Below are 18,578 nucleotides of genomic sequence, written 5' to 3'. Positions count from 1 at the left end.
CGGTCAGAGTAACGACTCGGCCTTGCCAAGGTGGTCCAGGAAGGCCGTCCTGTCCATTTCCCCCAGTACCCGAAGGTGCTGGGCTTCAGTGCCGGAAGGGTCATAGAACAGTATGGCCGGGGGGCCGAACAGGCCTAGTTCGTCCAGCAGGGCCTGTTGCTCCGGGGTGTTATCCGTCATGTCGATCTGCAGGAGGGTGTAAGGCTCCATGGCGGTGATGACCTCGGCCTGGCTGAATACCTCGCGCTCCATCACTTTGCAGGAAATGCACCAGTCCGCGTAGAAGTCCAGGATGACCGGTTGGCCCCGGTCCCCAGCCTGGGCGAGCCTGTCCCGGATACTCTCGGGCTCTTCCATCCGCTCGAAGGGAGCGTGGGCTGCTGAAGCTGTGTCAGCCCCGGTGCCGTTAGCGGCTATAAAGGGGGCCAGTGGGCGCAATGGATCCGAGGCGCCGGACAGCGCCCCTGCCAACAATGCAATCCCCCACGCAAACAGCACAAGCCCGGCACCTTTCCAGGTGCGCTGCCAGCCTGCCCGGGCCTGGTCAAAGGCACCCAGCTGCACGCCAGTGATCGCCGCCAGCACGCCCCACAGGGTCAATGCCAGCCAGGCCGGTACCATTCGCTCGAGCAGCCAGATGGCCACGGCGAGTAGCATGATCCCGTAGAACGCCTTGACCACGTTCATCCAGGCGCCGGTCCTGGGCAGCAGCTTGCGCCCGCCCACGGCTACGAGGATCAGCGGAACGCCCATGCCCAGCCCCAGTGCAAACAGGGCGACACCGCCCACGACCGCATCCTGGGTGGTGCTGATATACAGCAGGCTTCCGGCCAGTGGCGCTGACACACAGGGCGAAACCACCAGTGCAGACAAGGCTCCGATACCGAATACACTGGCTACCCGGCCACCACTGAGATTCTGGCTGGCCTGGTTTAGTCGGTTCTGGATGCCCTGGGGAAGTTGCAGGTCGAAGACATTGAACATGGCCAGGGCAAATACGGCGAAGAGCGCCGCAAAGGTCCCGAGGATCCAGGGGGACTGCAGGTGCGCCTGCAGGTTGAAACTGGCACCGAGCATGCCGGTGATGACACCGGCGGCAGCGTAGGTCAGTGCCATCCCGAGTACATAGCTGAAGGCCAGCACCAGCGCCTGGCCTGAGCTGCGGGTGTTGTGGCTGGATACCAGGGTTGAAATGATCGGAACCATGGGCAGCACGCAGGGCGTGAAGGTCAGCCCCAGCCCCAGGGCTAGGAAGACCAGCGCAATGATGGCCAGGGATTGTTCTGACAGGAAGCCCGCAAGGCCGCTGGCAGACTGCAGGTCTGCCGTGCTCTCTGCCCCCGGGGCGGTGGTCGGGCTGCCGGAATTGCCTGCCCGGATTGGTGCCGTGCCTGCGGCTTCGTTTGTACCGCTGGCGTAGTAAAGGACCTCTCGGGTCTGCGGTGGATAGCACAGGCCGGCCTCGGCACAGCCCTGATAGGTCACCTGAAGGGTGGCTTCCCGGGTTCCTTCCGGCAAGGCAAGGTCTATCTTTGCCTCGACCGGTTCATAGAAAACATTAACGGTGCCGAAGTAGGGGTCTTCGGTTTCCACGCCGGCCAGGGAAAACTCAGGGTCGGAGACGGTCACGCCTTCTGTTACGGCGGTAACCTCGATTCGCTCCTTGTAGAGATAGTGCTCCGGCGCGGTGTCCCACTTCAGTAAAACCCCACGGTCGGTGGTTGTCGAGCTGAAGGGCAGGGCTTCGTCTACCGGCAGGAAATCCTGGCCACCAAGGCTGTTACTGCCGAATGCTGCAAAGCTTTGGGTTCCGGGCAGCAGGAACAACAGGAGCAGGGCGAAACGGAATGCGGCGTGAACAGTGACGGGTCTCGGGGGCATGAACAAAGGCATCTTTCAGGTGAATTCAGGGGTTCCGGAAACGGATGAAGTGACTGGGGTCGTAGCGGAAAGTTCCCCTGATGATATGCTGCTGGAATTCCTTTTGGTAAAGCCGCACAATAACGGACCCATGAATAACCGTCCAGAAGACCTTGTCACACTGTTTAACGCCCTGTTCAGGGATGCCCTGGAAACCGAACTGGTTCGCGGTGGCGATGAGCCGGAGTACCTGCCGGCCGGCGTAGCTGGCCCCTGCGCACAGGTGATCTTCGCCCATGGTTACTTCGCCAGCGCACTTCATGAAATCAGTCACTGGTGCATCGCCGGGGCGCAGCGGCGTAAACTGCGAGACTACGGCTACTGGTACTGTCCGGATGGGCGCACGCCGGAGCAGCAAAAGGCCTTCGAACAAGTGGAGGTCAGGCCCCAGGCGCTGGAATGGCTGTTTTCAGTGGCCTGTAACAGCCGCTTCCATATCAGTGTGGATAACCTTGATGGTGGCGGTGCCATTGATGAGGCGGGTTTTCGGCGCCGGGTCTACGAGCAGGCCTGCTATTATCTGGATCACGGATTACCGCCAAGGGCGGAAACGTTTCTCAGCGCATTGACGGACCATTATGGTACCGGGCCGGAGGACTTTCTCCGGTGGCGCGAGCATTATCACTGTCTGGCGGGCACCATTGTGTCCGGGACAGGACAACATTTCACAACAGTAAGCGAAGCCTATGACGCAATCTCCTGAATCCGGCAATACAACCGAGCAAACCGAAACACAACCAGCACCAGCGAACGTCAAGCCGAGCGGTATCCGCTTTGCCGAACTGGGCCTCGACAAGCGCCTGCTGGATGCGATTGCCGGCATCGGGTTCGAATACTGCACGCCGATCCAGGCCGAGACGCTCCCCTACACCCTGGCTTGCCACGACCTGATCGGCCAGGCCCAGACCGGTACGGGCAAGACGGCGGCTTTCCTGATTACGGCGATCCAGACGTTGCTGGAAACCCCCGTTCCTGACAAGGAGCGCTTTGCCTCCGAGCCCCGTGTTCTTGCCCTGGCACCCACCAGGGAACTGGCCATGCAGATTGCCAAGGACGCCGAGGAGCTCTGTGCCCGGACCGGTCACCGCGTTGTGTCTGTGGTAGGCGGCATGAATTATGACAAGCAACGGGAAGTGCTGCAGAACGAGATTGTAGACATCCTGGTAGCAACTCCCGGCCGGTTGATCGATTTCCTCGGTTCGCAGGACGTGTTCCTCGACCAGGTTGACCTTTTGATCCTGGACGAGGCGGACCGCATGCTGGATATGGGGTTCATCCCGGATGTGAAGCGGATCATCCGTCGCTGCGCGCCCAAGGATGATCGTCAGACACTGCTGTTCAGCGCTACCTTCAACCAGGATGTGCTTAACCTGGCTTCCATGTGGACCCATGGCGCCGAGTTTATCGAGATCGAGCCCCAGCAGAAGACGGCGGAAAGGGTGAAGCAGACGGTCTACCTGGTGTCTGAGGACCAGAAACTGCCGGTACTGGTTAACTCCCTGAAGCAGCCCGGGGTGGACAAGGCGATCGTCTTTGCCAACCGCCGTGACCAGTGCCGTGACCTGGAAGAAGACCTGAAAAACCAGGACGTGACGGCAGCGCTCATGTCCGGTGAGATTCCCCAGAATAAACGGCTCAAGACCCTGGACCAGTTCAAGAAAGGTGAGATCCAGGTGCTTGTGGCTACCGACGTGGCAGGCCGTGGCATCCACGTGGAGGGGGTGACCCACGTGTTCAATTACAATCTGCCGGACAATGCGGAAGACTATGTGCACCGCATCGGCCGTACCGGGCGTGCTGGTGAACATGGCATTTCGATCAGCTTTGCCAGTGAGGATGATGCCTTTGCGTTGCCGGGTATTGAGACCTACATCAGCCAGAAACTGACCACATCCGTTCCGGAGGAAGAGCTTCTCCAGCCGCTGGAGAAACCCCTCATTCAGCGCCGCCGTGGCGGTCGTCGTTCCGGTGGTGGCCCCCGCAGTGGCGGCAACCGGGGCCGTACCGGGCAGGGTAGCCGCAGTCGCCCCCGCTCGTCCGGAAACCGGTAACGTCCGGCAGCCCATGCCTTCCCTGCGGATCGTTGCGGATGAGAATATCCCTCTGCTGGAGGCCTTCTGCGGTGACCTGGGTACCCTGACCCGGGTCAATGGCCGCAACCTGGGGCGCGATCAGTTGCTGGATGCCGACGTGCTGCTGGTGCGTTCGGTGACCCGGGTCGATCAGGGCCTGCTGGCGGACACTCCGGTAAGGTTCGTGGGTACCGCCACCATTGGGACGGATCATATCGACACCGACTGGCTGAAGGCCCGGGGAATTGCCTTTGCGTCTGCCCCCGGCTGCAATGCCAACAGCGTGGTCCAGTATGTACTCTCCGTTCTGTCCCTGTTCCTTCAGCGTAGTGAAAAGCGCACCCTGGATGGGCTTACGGTTGGCGTTATCGGAGCCGGCAATGTCGGCGGTACCCTGACAGAGGTTTTGGCCGCGCTTGGAATTACTGTCCGGGTCAGTGATCCACCCCTTGAGGCGTCGGGTGCAGAGCGGCCCTTTGCGTCCCTTGATGATGTCCTGGCGTGCGATGTCATTTCCCTTCACACGCCCCTGGTCGAGGTCGGTCTTCACCCCACCAGCCACCTCCTTGATCGTCAGCGGCTGGCCGGGCTGTGCGAGAACCAGTTACTGATCAACAGCGGTCGCGGGGCCGTGGTCGATAACCGTGCGTTGCTGGAGAGGCTTCAGCAGGCTGATGCTCCGCTGGTAGCCCTGGACGTCTGGGAAAACGAGCCCTCGCCACTGCCGGACTTGCTGGAACGCTGCTGGCTGGCAACCCCCCATATTGCCGGCTATAGCGTGGAAGGCAAGAGTCGTGGTACCGAAATGGTTGCCCAGGCGCTCCACCAATGGGCCGGGGTGCCCATGAGTGCCTCCCTCGACAACCTGCTACCGCCTCCGCCGGTTTCTGGCCTGGCACTGACGGCGCAATGTGGACCACTTGAAGCGCTGCACCGTGCCCTGATGACCTGTTACGATCCGAGAGATGATGACGCACGCCTGAGAAAGCTGTTTGCCGGAGCGGCTGCGGACACCCGGCCCTCCTTTGACCAGCTGCGTAGGGATTACCCCGTGCGCCGGGAGCCGGCCAGCATGGAGGTGCGCCTGGAGGGTCATCGAGAGACGGCCCGGTTATTATCCCGGGCCGGATTCAGGGTGACCGGTTAGCCGAGGTTTGCGTGTTGCAGTGCCTCGATACGTTGCTCGAGTGGCGGGTGGGTCATGAACAGCGCGCCCAGGCCGCCCCTGGCGCCCCGGTTAATGCCGAACGCCTGCAGGTTATCCGGCATCTGGTCGGGCATTTCGCTTTCCTGCCTTAGCCGCGCCAGGGCGTTGATCATGGCGCTGCGACCGGCCAGTTGAGCGCCGGCGATGTCAGCCCGGAACTCCCGGCGCCGGGAGAACCAGAACACGATGGTGCTGGCGAGGATGCCGAGTACGATTTCCGCCACGATACTGACAATCCAGAAGCCGGGACCGTGACCGTTTTCGTTGCGGAAGACCACCCGGTCCACTACTGAACCAATAACCCGGGCGGCAAAGATCACGAAGGTGTTGACCACACCCTGGATCAGCGTGAGGGTCACCATGTCACCATTCGCCACGTGGCCGATCTCATGGCCCAGCACGGCGCGTATTTCATCCTTGTTAAACCGGCTCAGCAGGCCTTCGCTGACGGCTACCAGCGAGGCGTTCTTGTTCCAGCCGGTGGCAAAGGCGTTGGACTGGCTGGCCGGGAAGATGGCCACCTCCGGCATGCCGATACCAGCCTTTTTTGCCAGCTCGGCGACGGTGTCCACCAACCACCGTTCCGCCGGGGTGCGTGGCGAATCGATCACCTTTGCCCCGGTGGTCTTCCTGGCGATGAACTTCGACATGAACAGCGAGATGAACGCGCCGGTAAAGCCGAACACCGCAGCGAAGGCCAGCAGGGAGCCGTAGTTGATCCCGTTCTGCGCCAGGTAACTGTCAACACCCAGTAGCGAGAGCGTGACACTCGCCACCAGGATCACCGCCAGGTTTGTTGCAAGAAACAGCAGAATTCTCATTTAGTGGCCTCTTCAGGAGTCAGGTTTCCTGCATACGGATATCGGTGCCGGCCGCGGGTATTTCAATTACCTTGCGCCGAATTAACGCGGATTTCCGTAGCGACCAGAGAGACCGCAGAAGCTGTGAGTCAGTTCCCCGCCGGGGCGAAAAAAGCGGCCTGCATGGCGCGGCTGAGGGTAGGGGAGTGCCCGCCCCGGATGGACTGGCGCAGCACATGGACCCAGGTCGAGCGATCCTGGCGTACCGATGCGGGCAGTGGTGCTTCCGGCTCTGGTACACCGGGTTCAGGCAGCAACAGTTCCCGGGCCAGGTCCAGCGGCGCTGGTGTATTCAGGCGGATGAAGGCTTTGCGAGTCAATACCGCCTGGTCCAGGGCCTCCTGGCGAATGGTATCCACGTATCGCAGCAGACCCTCCTCCTCCAGCCACAGCAGGGCGCCAAAGCAGGCCATATGGCGAGGGCGGTGGAGTCCGAATTCGTCCGGTTCATCCGGCCCTGCGATATCTTCCACGAACAGGTTGATCCTGCGGGGGAACACGCTATAGAGCTGAACCAGGGCGATGGCGGAATCCCGGTAGAATTCCTCAATGTGGATGTCGGCCATACTGTGATCCGTTGGCTTGTTGCGCCTTTTACACCCGCCAGCCAGAAAGGAAACGATCCAGTCGCCCCATGGCATCTTCAAGCGCGTCTACCCGGGGCAGGAATACCACCCGGAAATGCTGCCGGTCGTCAATATTGAAGCCCGAGCCCTGTACCAGCAGGATGCGCTCCTGCAGTAGCAGGTCCAGCACAAACTTCTCGTCGTCCTCAATCGGGTAGAGGTTCGGGTCCAGTTTGGGGAACAGGTACAGCGCGCCCTTGGGTTTCACGCAACTGACGCCGGGTATGTCATTCAGCAGGCGCCAGGCCGTCTCCCGCTGTTCGTACAGGCGCCCGCCCGGAGCCACCAGGTCATCAATGGACTGATATCCGCCAAGGGCAGTCTGTATGGCCAGCTGGGCCGGCACGTTGGCGCACAGCCGCATGGAGGCGAGCATGTCGATACCTTCGATCAGGTCTTTTGCCTTGTGCGTGGCGCCGCTGATAATCAGCCAGCCGGAACGGTAGCCCGCGGCCCGGTAATTCTTGGACAGGCCGTTGAAGGTAAAGAAGAGCACATCGTCAGCCAGTGACGCGGTGGACACATGTTCGACACCGTCGTAGAGAATCTTGTCATAGATCTCGTCGGACAGGATGATCAGGTTGTGCTGGCGGGCCAGCTCGATCACCTCTTCCAGCAACTCCGGCGGGTAGACGGCGCCCGTCGGGTTATTCGGGTTGATCAGTACGATGGCCTTGGTGCGGTTGGTGATCTTGCGCCGCATGTCGTCAAGGTCCGGGAACCAGTCCTGTTGCTCGTCGCACCGGTAGTGCACGGCCTTGCCGCTGGAAAGGGTGACGGCGGCTGTCCACAGGGGATAGTCGGGTGCCGGGACCAGGACCTCGTCGCCGGTGTTGAGCAAGGCCTGCATGGACATGACAATGAGTTCGCTGACGCCATTGCCGAGATAGATGTCATCGATATCGACCTTGTCGATGCCGCGTTCCTGGCAATAGTGCATTACCGCCTTGCGGGCCGAGAACAGGCCCTTGGATTCCACATAGCCCTGGGCCTGGTGCAGGTTGTAGATAACGTCCTGCTGGATTTCCTCGGGCACGTCCAGTTCAAAGGCCGCAGGGTTGCCGATATTGAGCTTGAGCACCCGGTGGCCTTCTTCCTCGAGACGACGCGCTTCCCGCAGTACCGGACCACGGATTTCATAGCAAACATTATCCAGTTTCGCGGACTTTCTGTAATTCTGCATAGAAGGCGTCTTCCCGATGGTGGTGCTGGTGCCAGCATATTCGGCACGTTAATAACAGAAACACCATTCTAGCGGAGCCGGGGACGAAAAAAACAGTCCGGACAAGGCGCAATTGTGATGAAAAATGGCAGGAGTCACGGACTCTTGCTGGCGGTAATTGAAAATTTCTTGCGGTTTATGGGTTGTGCGCAATATAATTTTGGAAACTATTTCCCGGAGTGAGCAATGTCTTCTGCGTCAATCTATGAGATCGAGGTAACCGATATTCAGGGTCAGGTTCGGCCCATGGCCGAGTATGCCGGCAAGGTGCTGCTGATCGTGAACACCGCATCAAAGTGCGGTTTTACCCCGCAATTCGGTGGACTGCAGAAGCTCTACGACGAGCTGAACCCCCAAGGCCTGGAAATCCTGGGGTTCCCCTGTAACCAGTTCATGAACCAGGATCCGGGGGAAGAAGCGCAGATCAGTGAGTTCTGCTCTCTCAATTATGGTGTCACGTTCCCCATGTTTGCCAAGCTGCAGGTCAACGGCCCGGCTACCCATCCGCTATTCGAGCTGCTCAAGGCGGAAGCTCCGGGTATGATGGGGTCGAAAAAGGTCAAGTGGAACTTTACCAAGTTCCTGGTGGGGCGTGATGGCAGGGTTATTCAGCGCTATGCCCCTGCGACCAGCCCTGAATCCATCCGTGCCGATATTCTGGAGTTGCTGTAAGTGAAGGAAGAAGCCTGCTCCCGAAGCAGTCAGGAGGCTGAAAACCTGCTGGCTCTGGATAACCAGGTCTGCTTCGCTCTCTACGCCGTAAACCGGGCGGTTACCGCCCGTTATCGACCGCTACTGGCAGAGCTGGACCTGACCTATCCTCAGTACCTGGTGATGCTGGTGCTCTGGGAGGCGGCCGCCGCTAACGAACGCATGCGGGTTTCTGCAATCGGGGAAAGGCTGCGGCTGGATTCGGGGACACTGACGCCGTTACTGCGTCGCCTGGAGCAGCGGGGACTGGTCTCTCGCCGACGCTCGGCGGAGGATGAGCGGGTGGTTACCGTCGCGCTCACCGGAGCAGGTGAAGCCATGCAGGAGCAGGCCAGGGAAGTGCCTGTGCGACTGCTGTGTGAACTGGGGGTCGATGCCGACCAGGCACGCCGTCTGCGGGCAGACCTGCGGCAGCTGCTTACTCGCCTGGAGTCGGTGGACTAGTTGGTCTCTGGCCGGTGCCGGTCCAGCGCCGAATTGCGTCGCCAAGGATCGTTCGATTGTAGGGCTTGGTGATGTAATCATCCATGCCCGCGGCCAGGCATTCCTCCCTGTCCCCGGCCATTACGTTGGCTGTTACGGCAATGACGGGTAACTGACTCCACTGGGGGTTCTGGCGAATGCGCCGGGTCGCCTCATAGCCATCCATGACCGGCATCTGGCAGTCCATAAACACCACGTCGTAGGATTTGAGGGCTAACGCCGCCAGCGCCCGTTCACCGTTTTCAGCGTGGTCTACCTCGTGCGCCATCTTCTGCAGCAGGCCGGAGGCAACGATCTGGTTTACCCGGTTATCTTCCACCAGCAGGATACGGCAGCGGCGCTGATCGGGCTCCTGCTCCGGGAGCTGGCTAGCCGAGGGATCGGTTTGCAGGTTCTGGTCCGCGGTCAAGGGCAGCTGTACGGTAAACCAGGTGCCCTCGCCGACCCGGGAATCCACCTTGATCTGCCCATGCATTCGTTCCACCAGTTGCTGGCACAGGGCAAGGCCCAGGCCGGTACCACCGTAGCGGCGAGCGGTGTCCGTGGCGGCCTGTGAGAACGGAGAGAAGATGCGATCCAGTTCGGCACGGGACATACCGATACCTGTGTCCCGCACGTCCAGTCGGATGCCCTGCGGGGTCTGGGCAACGCGTACGGAAATCGTGCCTTCGTCGGTAAACTTGATGGCATTGGACAGCAGGTTGTTTATGATCTGCCGCAGGCGGGTGGGATCGCCGATGAAGCGGGGGGCCAGCTCTGTTTCCATGTCCGTCACGAACGCCAGCCCCTTGCGGCGGGCCTGTTCGCCGTGGATGGTGGCGCATTCTGTGACCAGCGTTCGCAAGTCAAACGAAATCACTTCCAGGTCGAGCTTGCCCGCCTCTACCTTCGATATATCCAGGATGTCGTTCAGCAGGCTCAGCAGGCTTTCCCCGGCCCGGTGGGCAATTTCCAGCTGGTGGCGCCTGGCTGGATCCAGGTCACCCTCCTGGGCCAGTTCCAGCATACCCAGCACACCGTTCAGCGGCGTGCGGATCTCGTGGCTCATGCTGGCCAGGAAGCGCGCGCGGGTCTGGGCCCGTCGCACGGCGTCTTCCTTGGCCCGGATGAGGGCACGGTTACCCCGCTGGAGCGCCTCGTTTTTTTCGGATATCTCCCGGGTGCGATCCTCCACCTCACGTTCCAGCTTGCTGGAATAATCCTTCATCTGGCTTTCTACAACGCGCAGCTGACTCAGGGAAGCATCAACAGTCTCCAGGTGACGGTTGATGATGGCTACCATGGCGCCGATTTCATCTTCTTCGTGGGAGGGTGGTACCGGCAGCCGGGCCTTCTCGGGGTCGTAACGTACGTCCTGCAGGCTTTTGATTACCCTGAGCATGGGTTTGGTCAGCAGGAAATAGAACACCACCAGCAGCATGGCTGACAGTACCAGGCTTTTGAGCACCCCGCTGACCAGGATAAAGCTGGCCCTGGACAGGAACAGGTTGCCATAGTGGTTGGTGGAGATTGTGACGGCCAGGTTGCCAAGCTCAATGTCTTCCAGGTCGGCGACCTCCAGTTCGCTGCTGTAGCGACGGGAGTCGCCGAACAGCAGGTCGCTGATCCAGCGGTAGCGGGTATCAATACTGCCGCGGCTGGCGGCGGCGAGGGTGTGACCGTCGGTGTCGAGGATGCGGGCGTCGATTACCGCCGGATGTCGAAGCATGCCATTGAGCAGTTCGCCGGCGAGGCGGGTATCAATGTTGTAGGCGATCTGGGAAGCCGGGCTGTGGCTGATTTCCATCAGCGCGTTGATGTCCTGGTCCATGTAATCCCGGGTGCCATGGAACTCCATGGTGACCTGGATCAGGTTGAGCACCAGCCCGACACCCATGGCGAGCAAGACCGTATTACGGGTCAGTCGCCAGGAAAGCCGGTTCTTGAAAAGCTGTTTCACTCTGCTCCCTGCGTGTCTGGCTACGGTCAGTGGTCGTAGTCCGCCTTCTTCTTCCAGTCATCGTCATGGAGGAAGGTGTCCCATTGTTTGTCCAGCTGGCTCTGATGCTCTACCGAGTGGGGCTTCTCGCCGCTGGCCAGTTCCTGTTCCAGTTCATGGATACGCTCCTTGAAACCGGCCACGGCCCGGGCGGCCATGTCGTTGCCCTGGGACTTGCCCATTTCGGTGGCGGCCAGGTGATAGGCATGGATGGCCTTGCGCAACTGGCCCTGGCGAACATGGTCCCGTGCCTGGAAGACAAACAGGTCAGCATGGGTCTTGTGAATGGTAAACAAGACGTGACGGAGGTTGGCCCTGGCGGTAGCGGCGTTGATCTTGCCGGACTTGTGCAGTGATTCCACCAGCTTGAACAGATTCTGGAGCAGTTCCTTGACGTAATTGGACTTCTCCGGTGAATCGATAATCACCTTTGGCTGCTCATCGGTGCCGTCGATGACTTTCTGCTTGTTCTCGTTGACCTTCGCTAGCCATTCTTTCACCGGCAGCTCGGTCTGTTCCTGCTGCAGGTGCTGGCAGGCCTCCTCCATTCGGTGGAGCAGCAACAGTTTGAGATCACGGGTGAGATATTGGCCCGGAAGCTCGTCGTAAATACGGTAAGCCCGGTTGTAGGCATCCTCGAGGGCGGTGATACGTCGGGCCTTTTCAATGCGGGCCCGTTCCCGCATCTGGCTGAACACCACGATGATGATGGAAATAGCGACAACTGCTAACAACAGCAGGACAATGGTTACCGTATTCATGAATCGCCGGATGCGCTCCCTGATTATCGTTCTGATGCGGGGCTGGACAGGCACGGAAAAGCCCCGCAGCTGCCCGCTGAGCTCTCGCAAGTATCTGGCACACTAGCAGGAAAGTCTAACCCATTCCGTTCCAACTTGTTACAGATGGTAGAATGGCGTCATACCGCCTGATGTGATCTTGCCCGGAGGCACTTTCCACATGGATATTTCCCGTGTTGACCTGAACCTGCTTGTGTACCTGGATGTGCTGCTGCGGGAGAAAAACGTCACCAAGGCGGCCAACCACCTGGGTATTACCCAGCCAGCGATGAGTAATGGCCTGCGCCGGCTGCGGGACCTGTTCGGCGACCCTTTACTGGTCCGCACCAGCGAGGGCATGACGGCCACTGAGCGGGCGACGGAGCTGCAGCCGCTGGTTCGCAGTATCCTGTCGGACATCGAGCAGGCAGTACAGCAAAAAACACCGTTCTCGGCCACCGACAGCCAGCGGGTATTTCGCATCATGGCCAGTGACTACGCCGAATCCTGCCTTATGCCCCGGGTGCTGCGCCGGATCCGCCAGGAAGCGCCCAATGTGACCCTGGACGTATTGACGCCCAGTGATGTGAGCTTCCAGGACGTGGAGCAAGGGCGCCTGGACATGGCCATTAACCGGTTCGACAAGATTCCCCAGTCGTTCCACCAGAAAACCCTGTGGACCGAGTTCTTTGCCTGCCTGATGAATGCCCGTAACCCGATCCTCCAGGACCCGTTTACCCTGGACAGTTACCTTGAAGCCAGTCATATCTGGGTGAGCAAGACCGGCTTCGGGGTCGGCGTGGGGGTCAACCCGAAGGATGTTCAGCGTCTGGGCTGGGTGGACGAAGCGTTGGGTCTCATGGGTCGCAAGCGACGGATATCCGTGTTCACCCGGCACTACCAGGTTGCCATGTTGCTGGCGGAACAGCATGACCTGATCGCGACCCTGCCCAGCCGCGCCGCCTGGTTGCAGAAGGATAATCCGAACCTGGTGATCAAGGCACCGCCGTTCGACATTCCACCCTTTGAGCTGAAAATGGCCTGGAGCCCCCTGCTGCAGCACAATGCGGACCATCAGTGGCTGCGGCGGCTGATTGCCGATGTGGCCGAGGAGGTGGATGAAGAATTTGCCGAGTTTGGCCGTCAGTTTGAGGCCACAGAGCCGGATGGCCCTCACCGGTCAGAGCGGTAGTTCTCTCAGCTCAAGGGAGGGGCGGGCCGTATCCCACATGCGCTGGAAGCTTTCCCCCAGCAGTTTTACCCGGCCAGTATCCGCAAATCCGGCAAAGCCTTCCGGGCGGTCAAACCGGTGCCGGTAAAGCACCCCCTGGCGGTCGATCAGCACGAATGGATGTTCGGCCAGGGGATAGTCACCGTTCACCAGCCGCAGCGAAATGCTGCTGGGCAGTCGGCGCATAAGCTCCACGAGCTGATGGCGGCGTTTCACCAGCGGAGCGTCGTCGTGGACCAGTAGGCGAATTTCGCTGTTGCGATGGTGCCGGGCCAGGCCGGAAAACAGGTCCCGCAGGCGCTTGCGGTCATACAGCTCGTGGTCCAGCAGCCGGTCGTACAGCCAGACCCTTTGCCTGGCCTGGCTGATCAGGGTGTCCATTAACTGAGTCAGCTGAGAATCGTGCTCGATCAACCAGCTTTTCTCGTCGCGGCCCAGGATCAGGGGTTCCGGCGCTGCCTTTCCCTCGGAAAGAACGCTGACAGCCTCCAGCGGCGCCAGGCACCGCATACCGAAGTGCGGGATGCCGGCGTCATCGTAGGGCCCGGTGAAAACGTGGAAGCCGCTGCGCTGGTAGAAGGGCACTGCGTGTTCCTGCGCGGAAAGGTGAAGGTCCTGAACCTGTCCTGCCGCCGCTGCCATGATGTGACGTAGCATGGCTTCGCCAATGCCCTTGCCTCGGTGTTCAGGCAACACGGCCATGCGGCCGATGTGGGCTGTATCCTCCAGGGTGGTGAACATACGCCCGGTGGCTACCGGGGTATTGTCCGGTAATACCGCCAGGAAGTGGTCGGCGATTTCGTCTGTATCATCCCACTCCAGCTCAGCCGGGACCCTCTGCTCGTCAATAAACACCCGCTGGCGAATCTCCCGCAGGCTGCGGGGCGCCAGCTGCCAGCTGTATTTACGGATTCGCACACTCATTCGAAATAGACACTACCCTGGTTGTAAAGAACGGTCATCAGCTCTGCCAGCGCGGGGTCTTCGCACTGGCGCCGGAGTTCCGTCATATCGGGCCGGCTGTCACGGCAGAGCAGGGGCGCCAGTGAGCGGGCCTCGCCATTGAGCAGGTAGCGTTCGCCATCGACGAACAGTGCGGTCTGGTCACCCAGTTCGGTATACGCAAAGCGGGAGCCTTCGTTCCAGCGTAGCGAGCCACCATCGGCCAGTGCCTGGAGCAGGTCATCCGTCGATGCCGGTGGTTCCGCCGGAATCACGATGTCGCTGTTTTTCGGGCTGGTGCTGAACTGCCCGAACCACAGTGCCAACTGGCGGGAGTCAGAGATCCGTTGTTGCAGGATACCCTGAAGCTGCTGCAGGACGTCATGGCCAATGGCCCCCGGGTTAGCGGCTGGCTCCAGGTCCGGGTCCCGCAGGTGGCCCGAGACATCGGTTTCGGAACACAGGAAATCGGTAAAACTGGTGAGCACATCATCCACGGTAGGCGCCCGGAAGCCCACTGACAGGGTGATACAGTGATCCTCGGCAACGCCGTGGTGGCCGATGGCCGGAGGCAGGTAGAGCATATCGCCGGGTTCCAGCAATACCTCCTCTTCCGGTTCCCAGTCCTTGAGTATACGTAGCGGTGTGCCATCAACCCTGGGCGAGTGTTCGCTGCAGGCGCCGCCGAATTTCCAGCGCCGGTGGCCTTCGGCCTGCAACAGGAATACGTCGTACTGGTCGAAATGAGGCCCAACGCTGCCACCGGGAGGTGCGTAGCTGGCCATGATGTCATCCAGCCGCCAGTTGGGTACGAAGCGAAAGTGGTCCAGCAGGTCAGCGACTTCCGGAACCCAGTGGTCCAGCCCCTGCACCAGCAGCGTCCAGTTGCCAGCTGGCGGCGAGGTAAAACGGTCGGTACCGAAAGGTCCGTTGTGCAGCTGCCACGGATGGCCGTTCTCTTCTTCGACCACGATGCGGGACTCCACGGATTCTTCGCAGGCCAGCCCCGCCAGCTCGTCGGCGCTGACCGGGCTTTGAAAGCCGGGGAAAGCCTGGCGGATGACCAGGGGCTTTTTCTGCCAGTAATCCCTCAGAAAAGTCTCGGCGGACAGACCACCGGGGAGCTGCGTAGGTACGGTCATGATCCGATCTTGCCTGCCTGGCCTGCCGCGTTACCGGTATAATCTGATGGCGACAGGGCCATCAGCTCGTCCTTTGCTGCCTGGGGAATGTCCAGGCCTTGCACGAAGTCGCGGATCAGTTCGGGGCTCATATCCTTACCCCGGGTGAGCTCTTTGAGCTTCTCGTAGGGCTTTTCAATGTTGTAGCGGCGCATCACGGTTTGAATGGGTTCGGCCAGTACCTCCCAGGCATTGTCCAGGTCTGCAGCCAGCCTTGCCGGGTTTACTTCCAGCTTGCCAAGGCCTTTGAGTGTGGCTTCGTAGGCGATCAGGCTATGAGCGAAGCCGACGCCCAGGTTGCGCAGTACGGTGGAGTCGGTCAGGTCACGCTGCCAGCGGGAGACAGGCAGTTTGCTGCCCAGATGGGCCATGATGGCATTGGCGATACCCAGGTTGCCCTCGGAGTTTTCGAAATCGATCGGATTGACCTTGTGTGGCATGGTGGACGAGCCAATTTCGCCGGCCACGGTCTTCTGCTTGAAGTAACCCAGGGAGATATACCCCCAGAGGTCACGGTCAAGGTCGATCAGGATGGTGTTGAAGCGACCCACGGCATCGAACAGCTCGGCAATATAGTCGTGGGGTTCAATCTGGGTGGTATAGGGGTTCCAACTCAGCCCCAGGCCTTCCACAAAGTGCTTCGCGTTGGCGGCCCAGTCGACGGAGGGGTAGGCAGACAGGTGGGCGTTGTAGTTGCCTACAGCGCCATTGATCTTGCCCAGCAGCTCAACGTTACGGACCTGGTCCAGCTGGCGGTTGAGACGGTGTACGACGTTGGCGAGCTCCTTGCCGACGGTGGTCGGTGAGGCGGTCTGGCCGTGGGTACGGGACAGCATGGGCTGCTCAGCATGTTCCCGGGCCAGCTCGGTGAGCCGTTCGATGACCCGGCTCATGGCCGGCAGCAGGCCGTCATTGAGGCCTTCACGCAGCATCAGTGCATGGGACAGGTTGTTGATGTCTTCGGAAGTGCAGGCGAAGTGGACAAACTCGGTGATGGCGTGCAATTCGTCGATGGGGGCAATCTTGTCCTTGATGAAGTACTCCACCGCCTTGACGTCGTGGTTGGTGGTGCGCTCGATGGACTTGATGGCTTCGGCGTCTTCGAGGCTGAAATTTTCCACCAACTGGTCGAGGGCATCATTGGCACCGGCGCTCAGGGTGGGTACCTCGGTAATACCGGGGTGAGCCGCCAGTTGCTGCAGCCAGCGCACTTCCACCTTGACCCGGTTGCGGATCAGCCCGTACTCGCTGAAGATTTCCCGGAATACCGTAACTTTGTTGCCATAACGGCCGTCCACCGGAGAAATGGCGGTCAGGCTGGTCAGTTCCATCAGATTTAACCTCATCAGAGTCAGGGCAGGGCCGGGAAGGTGCGGGTTGCCAGCGCCGGAGGCGCCGGGGTGCTAGGTTGCAGCCGGTCGTCCTGCAGGTGAATACGTTGGTCGCTATGATACACCAGCGGGCGCACCAATTCAGCGCCCGCGTCATGGTCCGGTCAGCGTGGGGAATAGACGGACTGGTTGGCCTGCTCGGCCAGCGTACGGGCGGTGGCCGCCACCTTGCGCCGGCGAAGAATCAATTGCCAGCGGCGGCCGCCAGTCTGGCGCCAGAGAACGGCCGAGCGGATGCCGGCGAGTAGCAGGGCACGGACTTTCGCTGCATTTTCTTCCCGCTGCAGGACTGTCGGGTTGCCGGTGACCTGGATGCGCTGGCGAAAGGTGCTGATCGTGTCCTGGTAGACCGATGCCAGGTTGCCGACCAGGTTGCTGTGTACATAGCCAAAATGGTTGGCGGTATGGCGGGCCTGGTCAATACGCTGGCCGATCGCCTCGAGCATATCCGGCTTCCGGTTCAGGGTGGACTCCAGCTGGATCAGGTTAAGGCTGTAACGGAGAATGTCCATGTCCTGCTGGCGGGTCTGGTTGCTGAGGATCTTCGCCAGGGCATCCAGGCCTTCGCGCAGGTTCATCAGTTCACCACCGTACACGTCCAGCGTATTGTCCGGATTGGTAACGAACAGTGACTGCAGGGAGGTTTCCAGGGTCGATTCAGCACAGCTCCCCTGATGGGCGACCTGGCTCACCAGGGTGGCCGCCTGGAATACCCCTGCCAGCGCCAGGGTCTGGTCGGTGACGGAGGAGTTGCTCAAGACGCCTGCGCCTCCATGTCTGCCGGGGCTGCGGGCTCCTGCTCGCCATCACGCCAGGTGGTTTCGATAACGGCGCCGCCCAGGCAAGTATCGCCCTGATAGAAAACCACTGACTGGCCGGGAGTAACTGCACGCTGGGCGTTGTCGAAGACCACCCGGGTGCCCGCGGCCGTGACCGTCACTTCGCAATCCTGGTCTGGCTGGCGGTAGCGAGTCTTGGCCTTGCAGCGAAACTGCTGCGCCGGAGGCTCGCCGGCCACCCAGTCCACCGGCCCACTGAGCAGTCCCCGGGAGAACAGCAGCGGGTGTTGTTTGCCCTGAACGGCAATGAGCACGTTCCGCTTGAGGTCCTTTTCTGCCACGTACCAGGGCTCGTCTCCGAAGTTTGGCAGGCCGCCGATGCCCAGCCCCTGACGCTGGCCGATAGTATGGTACATCAGGCCCTGGTGCCGGCCGATGGCCTGGCCATCCGGGGTCTGGATTTCACCCGGCTGGGCCGGCAGATACTGCTTTAGGAAATCGCTGAACTTGCGCTCGCCGATAAAGCAGATACCGGTTGAATCCTTCTTGTCGTGGGTAACAAAGCCCTGCTCCTCGGCGATACGGCGGACCTCCGGCTTTTCCAGTTCGCCTACCGGGAACAGGGTGCGGGCAATGCGCTCGCCGGATACGGCATGGAGGAAATAGCTCTGGTCCTTGTTGTCGTCCAGCCCCTTGAGGAGCAGCGCACGACCAGGGTGCTCCGGGTCCGGCCGTTGGCGGGTGTAGTGGCCGGTTGCTATGTAGTCGGCACCGAGAGTAACCGCATAGTCGAGAAACGCCCGGAACTTGACCTCTTTATTGCACAGGATGTCCGGGTTTGGTGTGCGACCGGCGCTGTACTCGGAAAGGAAGTGCTCGAATACCCGGTCCCAGTACTCAGCCGCGAAACTGGCCGTATGCAGGGGGATACCAATGGCCTCGGCGACGGCCTGTGCGTCCGCCAGGTCGGTCATTGCGGTGCAGTATTCCGTACCGTCGTCTTCGTCCCAGTTTTTCATGAACAGGCCTTCCACCTGGTAGCCCTGGGATTTGAGCAACCAGGCGGCCACGGAGGAATCCACGCCGCCGGACATGCCGACAATGACACGGGTATGGTCAGGTTTTCTGGACGGGGTCTGGCTCATGGAATGACGAATACAGCTGCAGGTGAATGTCAGGGTGGCGATTGTACCACT

Annotated in this window: 17 protein-coding genes; 6 read left to right on the top strand and 11 right to left on the bottom strand. The window is 60.6% G+C overall.

Annotated elements, in window-relative coordinates; genetic code table 11:
• Positions 1–3: 3 nt before the first annotated feature.
• Complete coding sequence (dsbD, locus tag MLC59_RS08635; protein WP_248233393.1) at positions 4–1,881, bottom strand: protein-disulfide reductase DsbD; 1,878 nt, start codon at positions 1,879–1,881, stop codon at positions 4–6.
• A 130-nt stretch (positions 1,882–2,011) separates the two neighbouring features.
• Here dsbD and MLC59_RS08630 point away from each other — a divergent pair, with 130 nt between their 5' ends.
• The 3 genes from MLC59_RS08630 to MLC59_RS08620 are packed head-to-tail and all read left to right on the top strand — an operon-like array spanning position 2,012 to position 5,139.
• Positions 2,012–2,623 (top strand): elongation factor P hydroxylase, encoded by a 612-nt coding sequence (locus tag MLC59_RS08630; protein WP_248233391.1) that lies wholly within the window; start codon positions 2,012–2,014, stop codon positions 2,621–2,623.
• A complete protein-coding gene (locus MLC59_RS08625; RefSeq protein ID WP_248233389.1) occupies positions 2,607–3,971 on the top strand; it encodes a DEAD/DEAH box helicase in 1,365 nt (454 codons plus the stop codon). Before MLC59_RS08630 ends, MLC59_RS08625 begins: the two co-directional genes overlap by 17 nt.
• A 22-nt stretch (positions 3,972–3,993) precedes the next feature.
• Entirely contained in the window at positions 3,994–5,139 is a 1,146-nt protein-coding gene (locus MLC59_RS08620) for a 4-phosphoerythronate dehydrogenase (protein ID WP_248233429.1), read from the top strand.
• Here MLC59_RS08620 and htpX read toward each other — a convergent pair.
• From htpX to MLC59_RS08605, 3 genes are all read right to left on the bottom strand, one after another.
• Positions 5,136–6,020 carry a protease HtpX gene (htpX, locus tag MLC59_RS08615; RefSeq protein ID WP_248233387.1) on the bottom strand — a complete coding sequence of 295 codons (885 nt, stop codon included), beginning with the start codon at positions 6,018–6,020 and terminating at the stop codon, positions 5,136–5,138. The genes MLC59_RS08620 and htpX overlap by 4 nt on opposite strands.
• Positions 6,021–6,148: 128 nt before the next feature.
• Positions 6,149–6,625 carry a hypothetical protein gene (locus tag MLC59_RS08610; RefSeq protein WP_248233385.1) on the bottom strand — a complete coding sequence of 159 codons (477 nt, stop codon included), beginning with the start codon at positions 6,623–6,625 and terminating at the stop codon, positions 6,149–6,151.
• 28 nt (positions 6,626–6,653) lie between these two features.
• The gene (locus tag MLC59_RS08605) at positions 6,654–7,868 is read right to left on the bottom strand and encodes a pyridoxal phosphate-dependent aminotransferase (protein ID WP_248233384.1); all 1,215 of its coding nucleotides are present in this window, start codon (positions 7,866–7,868) and stop codon (positions 6,654–6,656) included.
• Positions 7,869–8,093: 225 nt separating this feature from the next.
• Here MLC59_RS08605 and MLC59_RS08600 point away from each other — a divergent pair, with 225 nt between their 5' ends.
• A complete protein-coding gene (locus tag MLC59_RS08600; RefSeq protein ID WP_248233382.1) occupies positions 8,094–8,579 on the top strand; it encodes a glutathione peroxidase in 486 nt (161 codons plus the stop codon).
• Positions 8,580–9,062 (top strand): MarR family winged helix-turn-helix transcriptional regulator, encoded by a 483-nt coding sequence (locus MLC59_RS08595; RefSeq protein WP_248233381.1) that lies wholly within the window; start codon positions 8,580–8,582, stop codon positions 9,060–9,062. It begins immediately after the preceding gene.
• Here the strand turns inward: MLC59_RS08595 and MLC59_RS08590 are convergent.
• Both MLC59_RS08590 and MLC59_RS08585 read right to left on the bottom strand, forming a co-directional pair.
• A complete protein-coding gene (locus tag MLC59_RS08590) occupies positions 9,037–11,040 on the bottom strand; it encodes an ATP-binding protein (protein ID WP_248233379.1) in 2,004 nt (667 codons plus the stop codon). The two genes, MLC59_RS08595 and MLC59_RS08590, sit on opposite strands and share 26 nt — an antisense overlap.
• Before the next feature lie 26 nt (positions 11,041–11,066).
• On the bottom strand, positions 11,067–11,840 hold the full coding sequence (locus tag MLC59_RS08585) for a hypothetical protein (RefSeq protein ID WP_248233378.1): 774 nt from the start codon (positions 11,838–11,840) through the stop codon (positions 11,067–11,069).
• 199 nt (positions 11,841–12,039) lie between these two features.
• Here MLC59_RS08585 and MLC59_RS08580 point away from each other — a divergent pair, with 199 nt between their 5' ends.
• Entirely contained in the window at positions 12,040–13,050 is a 1,011-nt protein-coding gene (locus MLC59_RS08580; RefSeq protein WP_248233376.1) for a LysR family transcriptional regulator, read from the top strand.
• On the opposite strand, the gene MLC59_RS08575 is transcribed toward MLC59_RS08580, so the two are convergent.
• From MLC59_RS08575 to mnmA, 5 genes are all read right to left on the bottom strand, one after another.
• The gene (locus tag MLC59_RS08575) at positions 13,039–14,013 is read right to left on the bottom strand and encodes a GNAT family N-acetyltransferase (protein ID WP_248233374.1); all 975 of its coding nucleotides are present in this window, start codon (positions 14,011–14,013) and stop codon (positions 13,039–13,041) included. The genes MLC59_RS08580 and MLC59_RS08575 overlap by 12 nt on opposite strands.
• Positions 14,010–15,173, bottom strand: a complete 1,164-nt coding sequence (locus MLC59_RS08570; RefSeq protein ID WP_248233372.1) for a ribosomal protein uL16 3-hydroxylase — start codon at positions 15,171–15,173, stop codon at positions 14,010–14,012. Before MLC59_RS08570 ends, MLC59_RS08575 begins: the two co-directional genes overlap by 4 nt.
• On the bottom strand, positions 15,170–16,543 hold the full coding sequence (gene purB / locus MLC59_RS08565) for an adenylosuccinate lyase (protein WP_248233370.1): 1,374 nt from the start codon (positions 16,541–16,543) through the stop codon (positions 15,170–15,172). Before purB ends, MLC59_RS08570 begins: the two co-directional genes overlap by 4 nt.
• Before the next feature lie 164 nt (positions 16,544–16,707).
• Entirely contained in the window at positions 16,708–17,361 is a 654-nt protein-coding gene (gene hflD, locus MLC59_RS08560; protein ID WP_248233368.1) for a high frequency lysogenization protein HflD, read from the bottom strand.
• Positions 17,358–18,527 (bottom strand): tRNA 2-thiouridine(34) synthase MnmA, encoded by a 1,170-nt coding sequence (gene mnmA, locus MLC59_RS08555; RefSeq protein ID WP_248233366.1) that lies wholly within the window; start codon positions 18,525–18,527, stop codon positions 17,358–17,360. Before mnmA ends, hflD begins: the two co-directional genes overlap by 4 nt.
• Positions 18,528–18,578: the final 51 nt, after the last annotated feature.

Source organism: Marinobacter bryozoorum (genome assembly GCF_023156245.1).
In the GTDB taxonomy this organism is placed as follows: domain Bacteria; phylum Pseudomonadota; class Gammaproteobacteria; order Pseudomonadales; family Oleiphilaceae; genus Marinobacter; species Marinobacter bryozoorum.
The sequence above is the reverse complement of the archived record's forward strand: the minus strand, read 5'-3'. Positions and strand labels throughout refer to the sequence as shown.

Excerpts from the sequence above, each read along its gene's own strand:
- dsbD (WP_248233393.1), bottom strand. The coding sequence starts at position 1,881 with ATGCCCCCGAGACCCGTCACTGTTCACGCCGCATTCCGTTTCGCCCTG.
- MLC59_RS08630 (WP_248233391.1), top strand. The coding sequence starts at position 2,012 with ATGAATAACCGTCCAGAAGACCTTGTCACACTGTTTAACGCCCTGTTC.
- MLC59_RS08625 (WP_248233389.1), top strand. The coding sequence starts at position 2,607 with ATGACGCAATCTCCTGAATCCGGCAATACAACCGAGCAAACCGAAACA.
- htpX (WP_248233387.1), bottom strand. The coding sequence starts at position 6,020 with ATGAGAATTCTGCTGTTTCTTGCAACAAACCTGGCGGTGATCCTGGTG.
- MLC59_RS08610 (WP_248233385.1), bottom strand. The coding sequence starts at position 6,625 with ATGGCCGACATCCACATTGAGGAATTCTACCGGGATTCCGCCATCGCC.
- MLC59_RS08605 (WP_248233384.1), bottom strand. The coding sequence starts at position 7,868 with ATGCAGAATTACAGAAAGTCCGCGAAACTGGATAATGTTTGCTATGAA.
- MLC59_RS08600 (WP_248233382.1), top strand. The coding sequence starts at position 8,094 with ATGTCTTCTGCGTCAATCTATGAGATCGAGGTAACCGATATTCAGGGT.
- MLC59_RS08585 (WP_248233378.1), bottom strand. The coding sequence starts at position 11,840 with ATGAATACGGTAACCATTGTCCTGCTGTTGTTAGCAGTTGTCGCTATT.
- MLC59_RS08580 (WP_248233376.1), top strand. The coding sequence starts at position 12,040 with ATGGATATTTCCCGTGTTGACCTGAACCTGCTTGTGTACCTGGATGTG.
- MLC59_RS08575 (WP_248233374.1), bottom strand. The coding sequence starts at position 14,013 with ATGAGTGTGCGAATCCGTAAATACAGCTGGCAGCTGGCGCCCCGCAGC.
- MLC59_RS08570 (WP_248233372.1), bottom strand. The coding sequence starts at position 15,173 with ATGACCGTACCTACGCAGCTCCCCGGTGGTCTGTCCGCCGAGACTTTT.
- purB (WP_248233370.1), bottom strand. The coding sequence starts at position 16,543 with ATGGAACTGACCAGCCTGACCGCCATTTCTCCGGTGGACGGCCGTTAT.
- mnmA (WP_248233366.1), bottom strand. The coding sequence starts at position 18,527 with ATGAGCCAGACCCCGTCCAGAAAACCTGACCATACCCGTGTCATTGTC.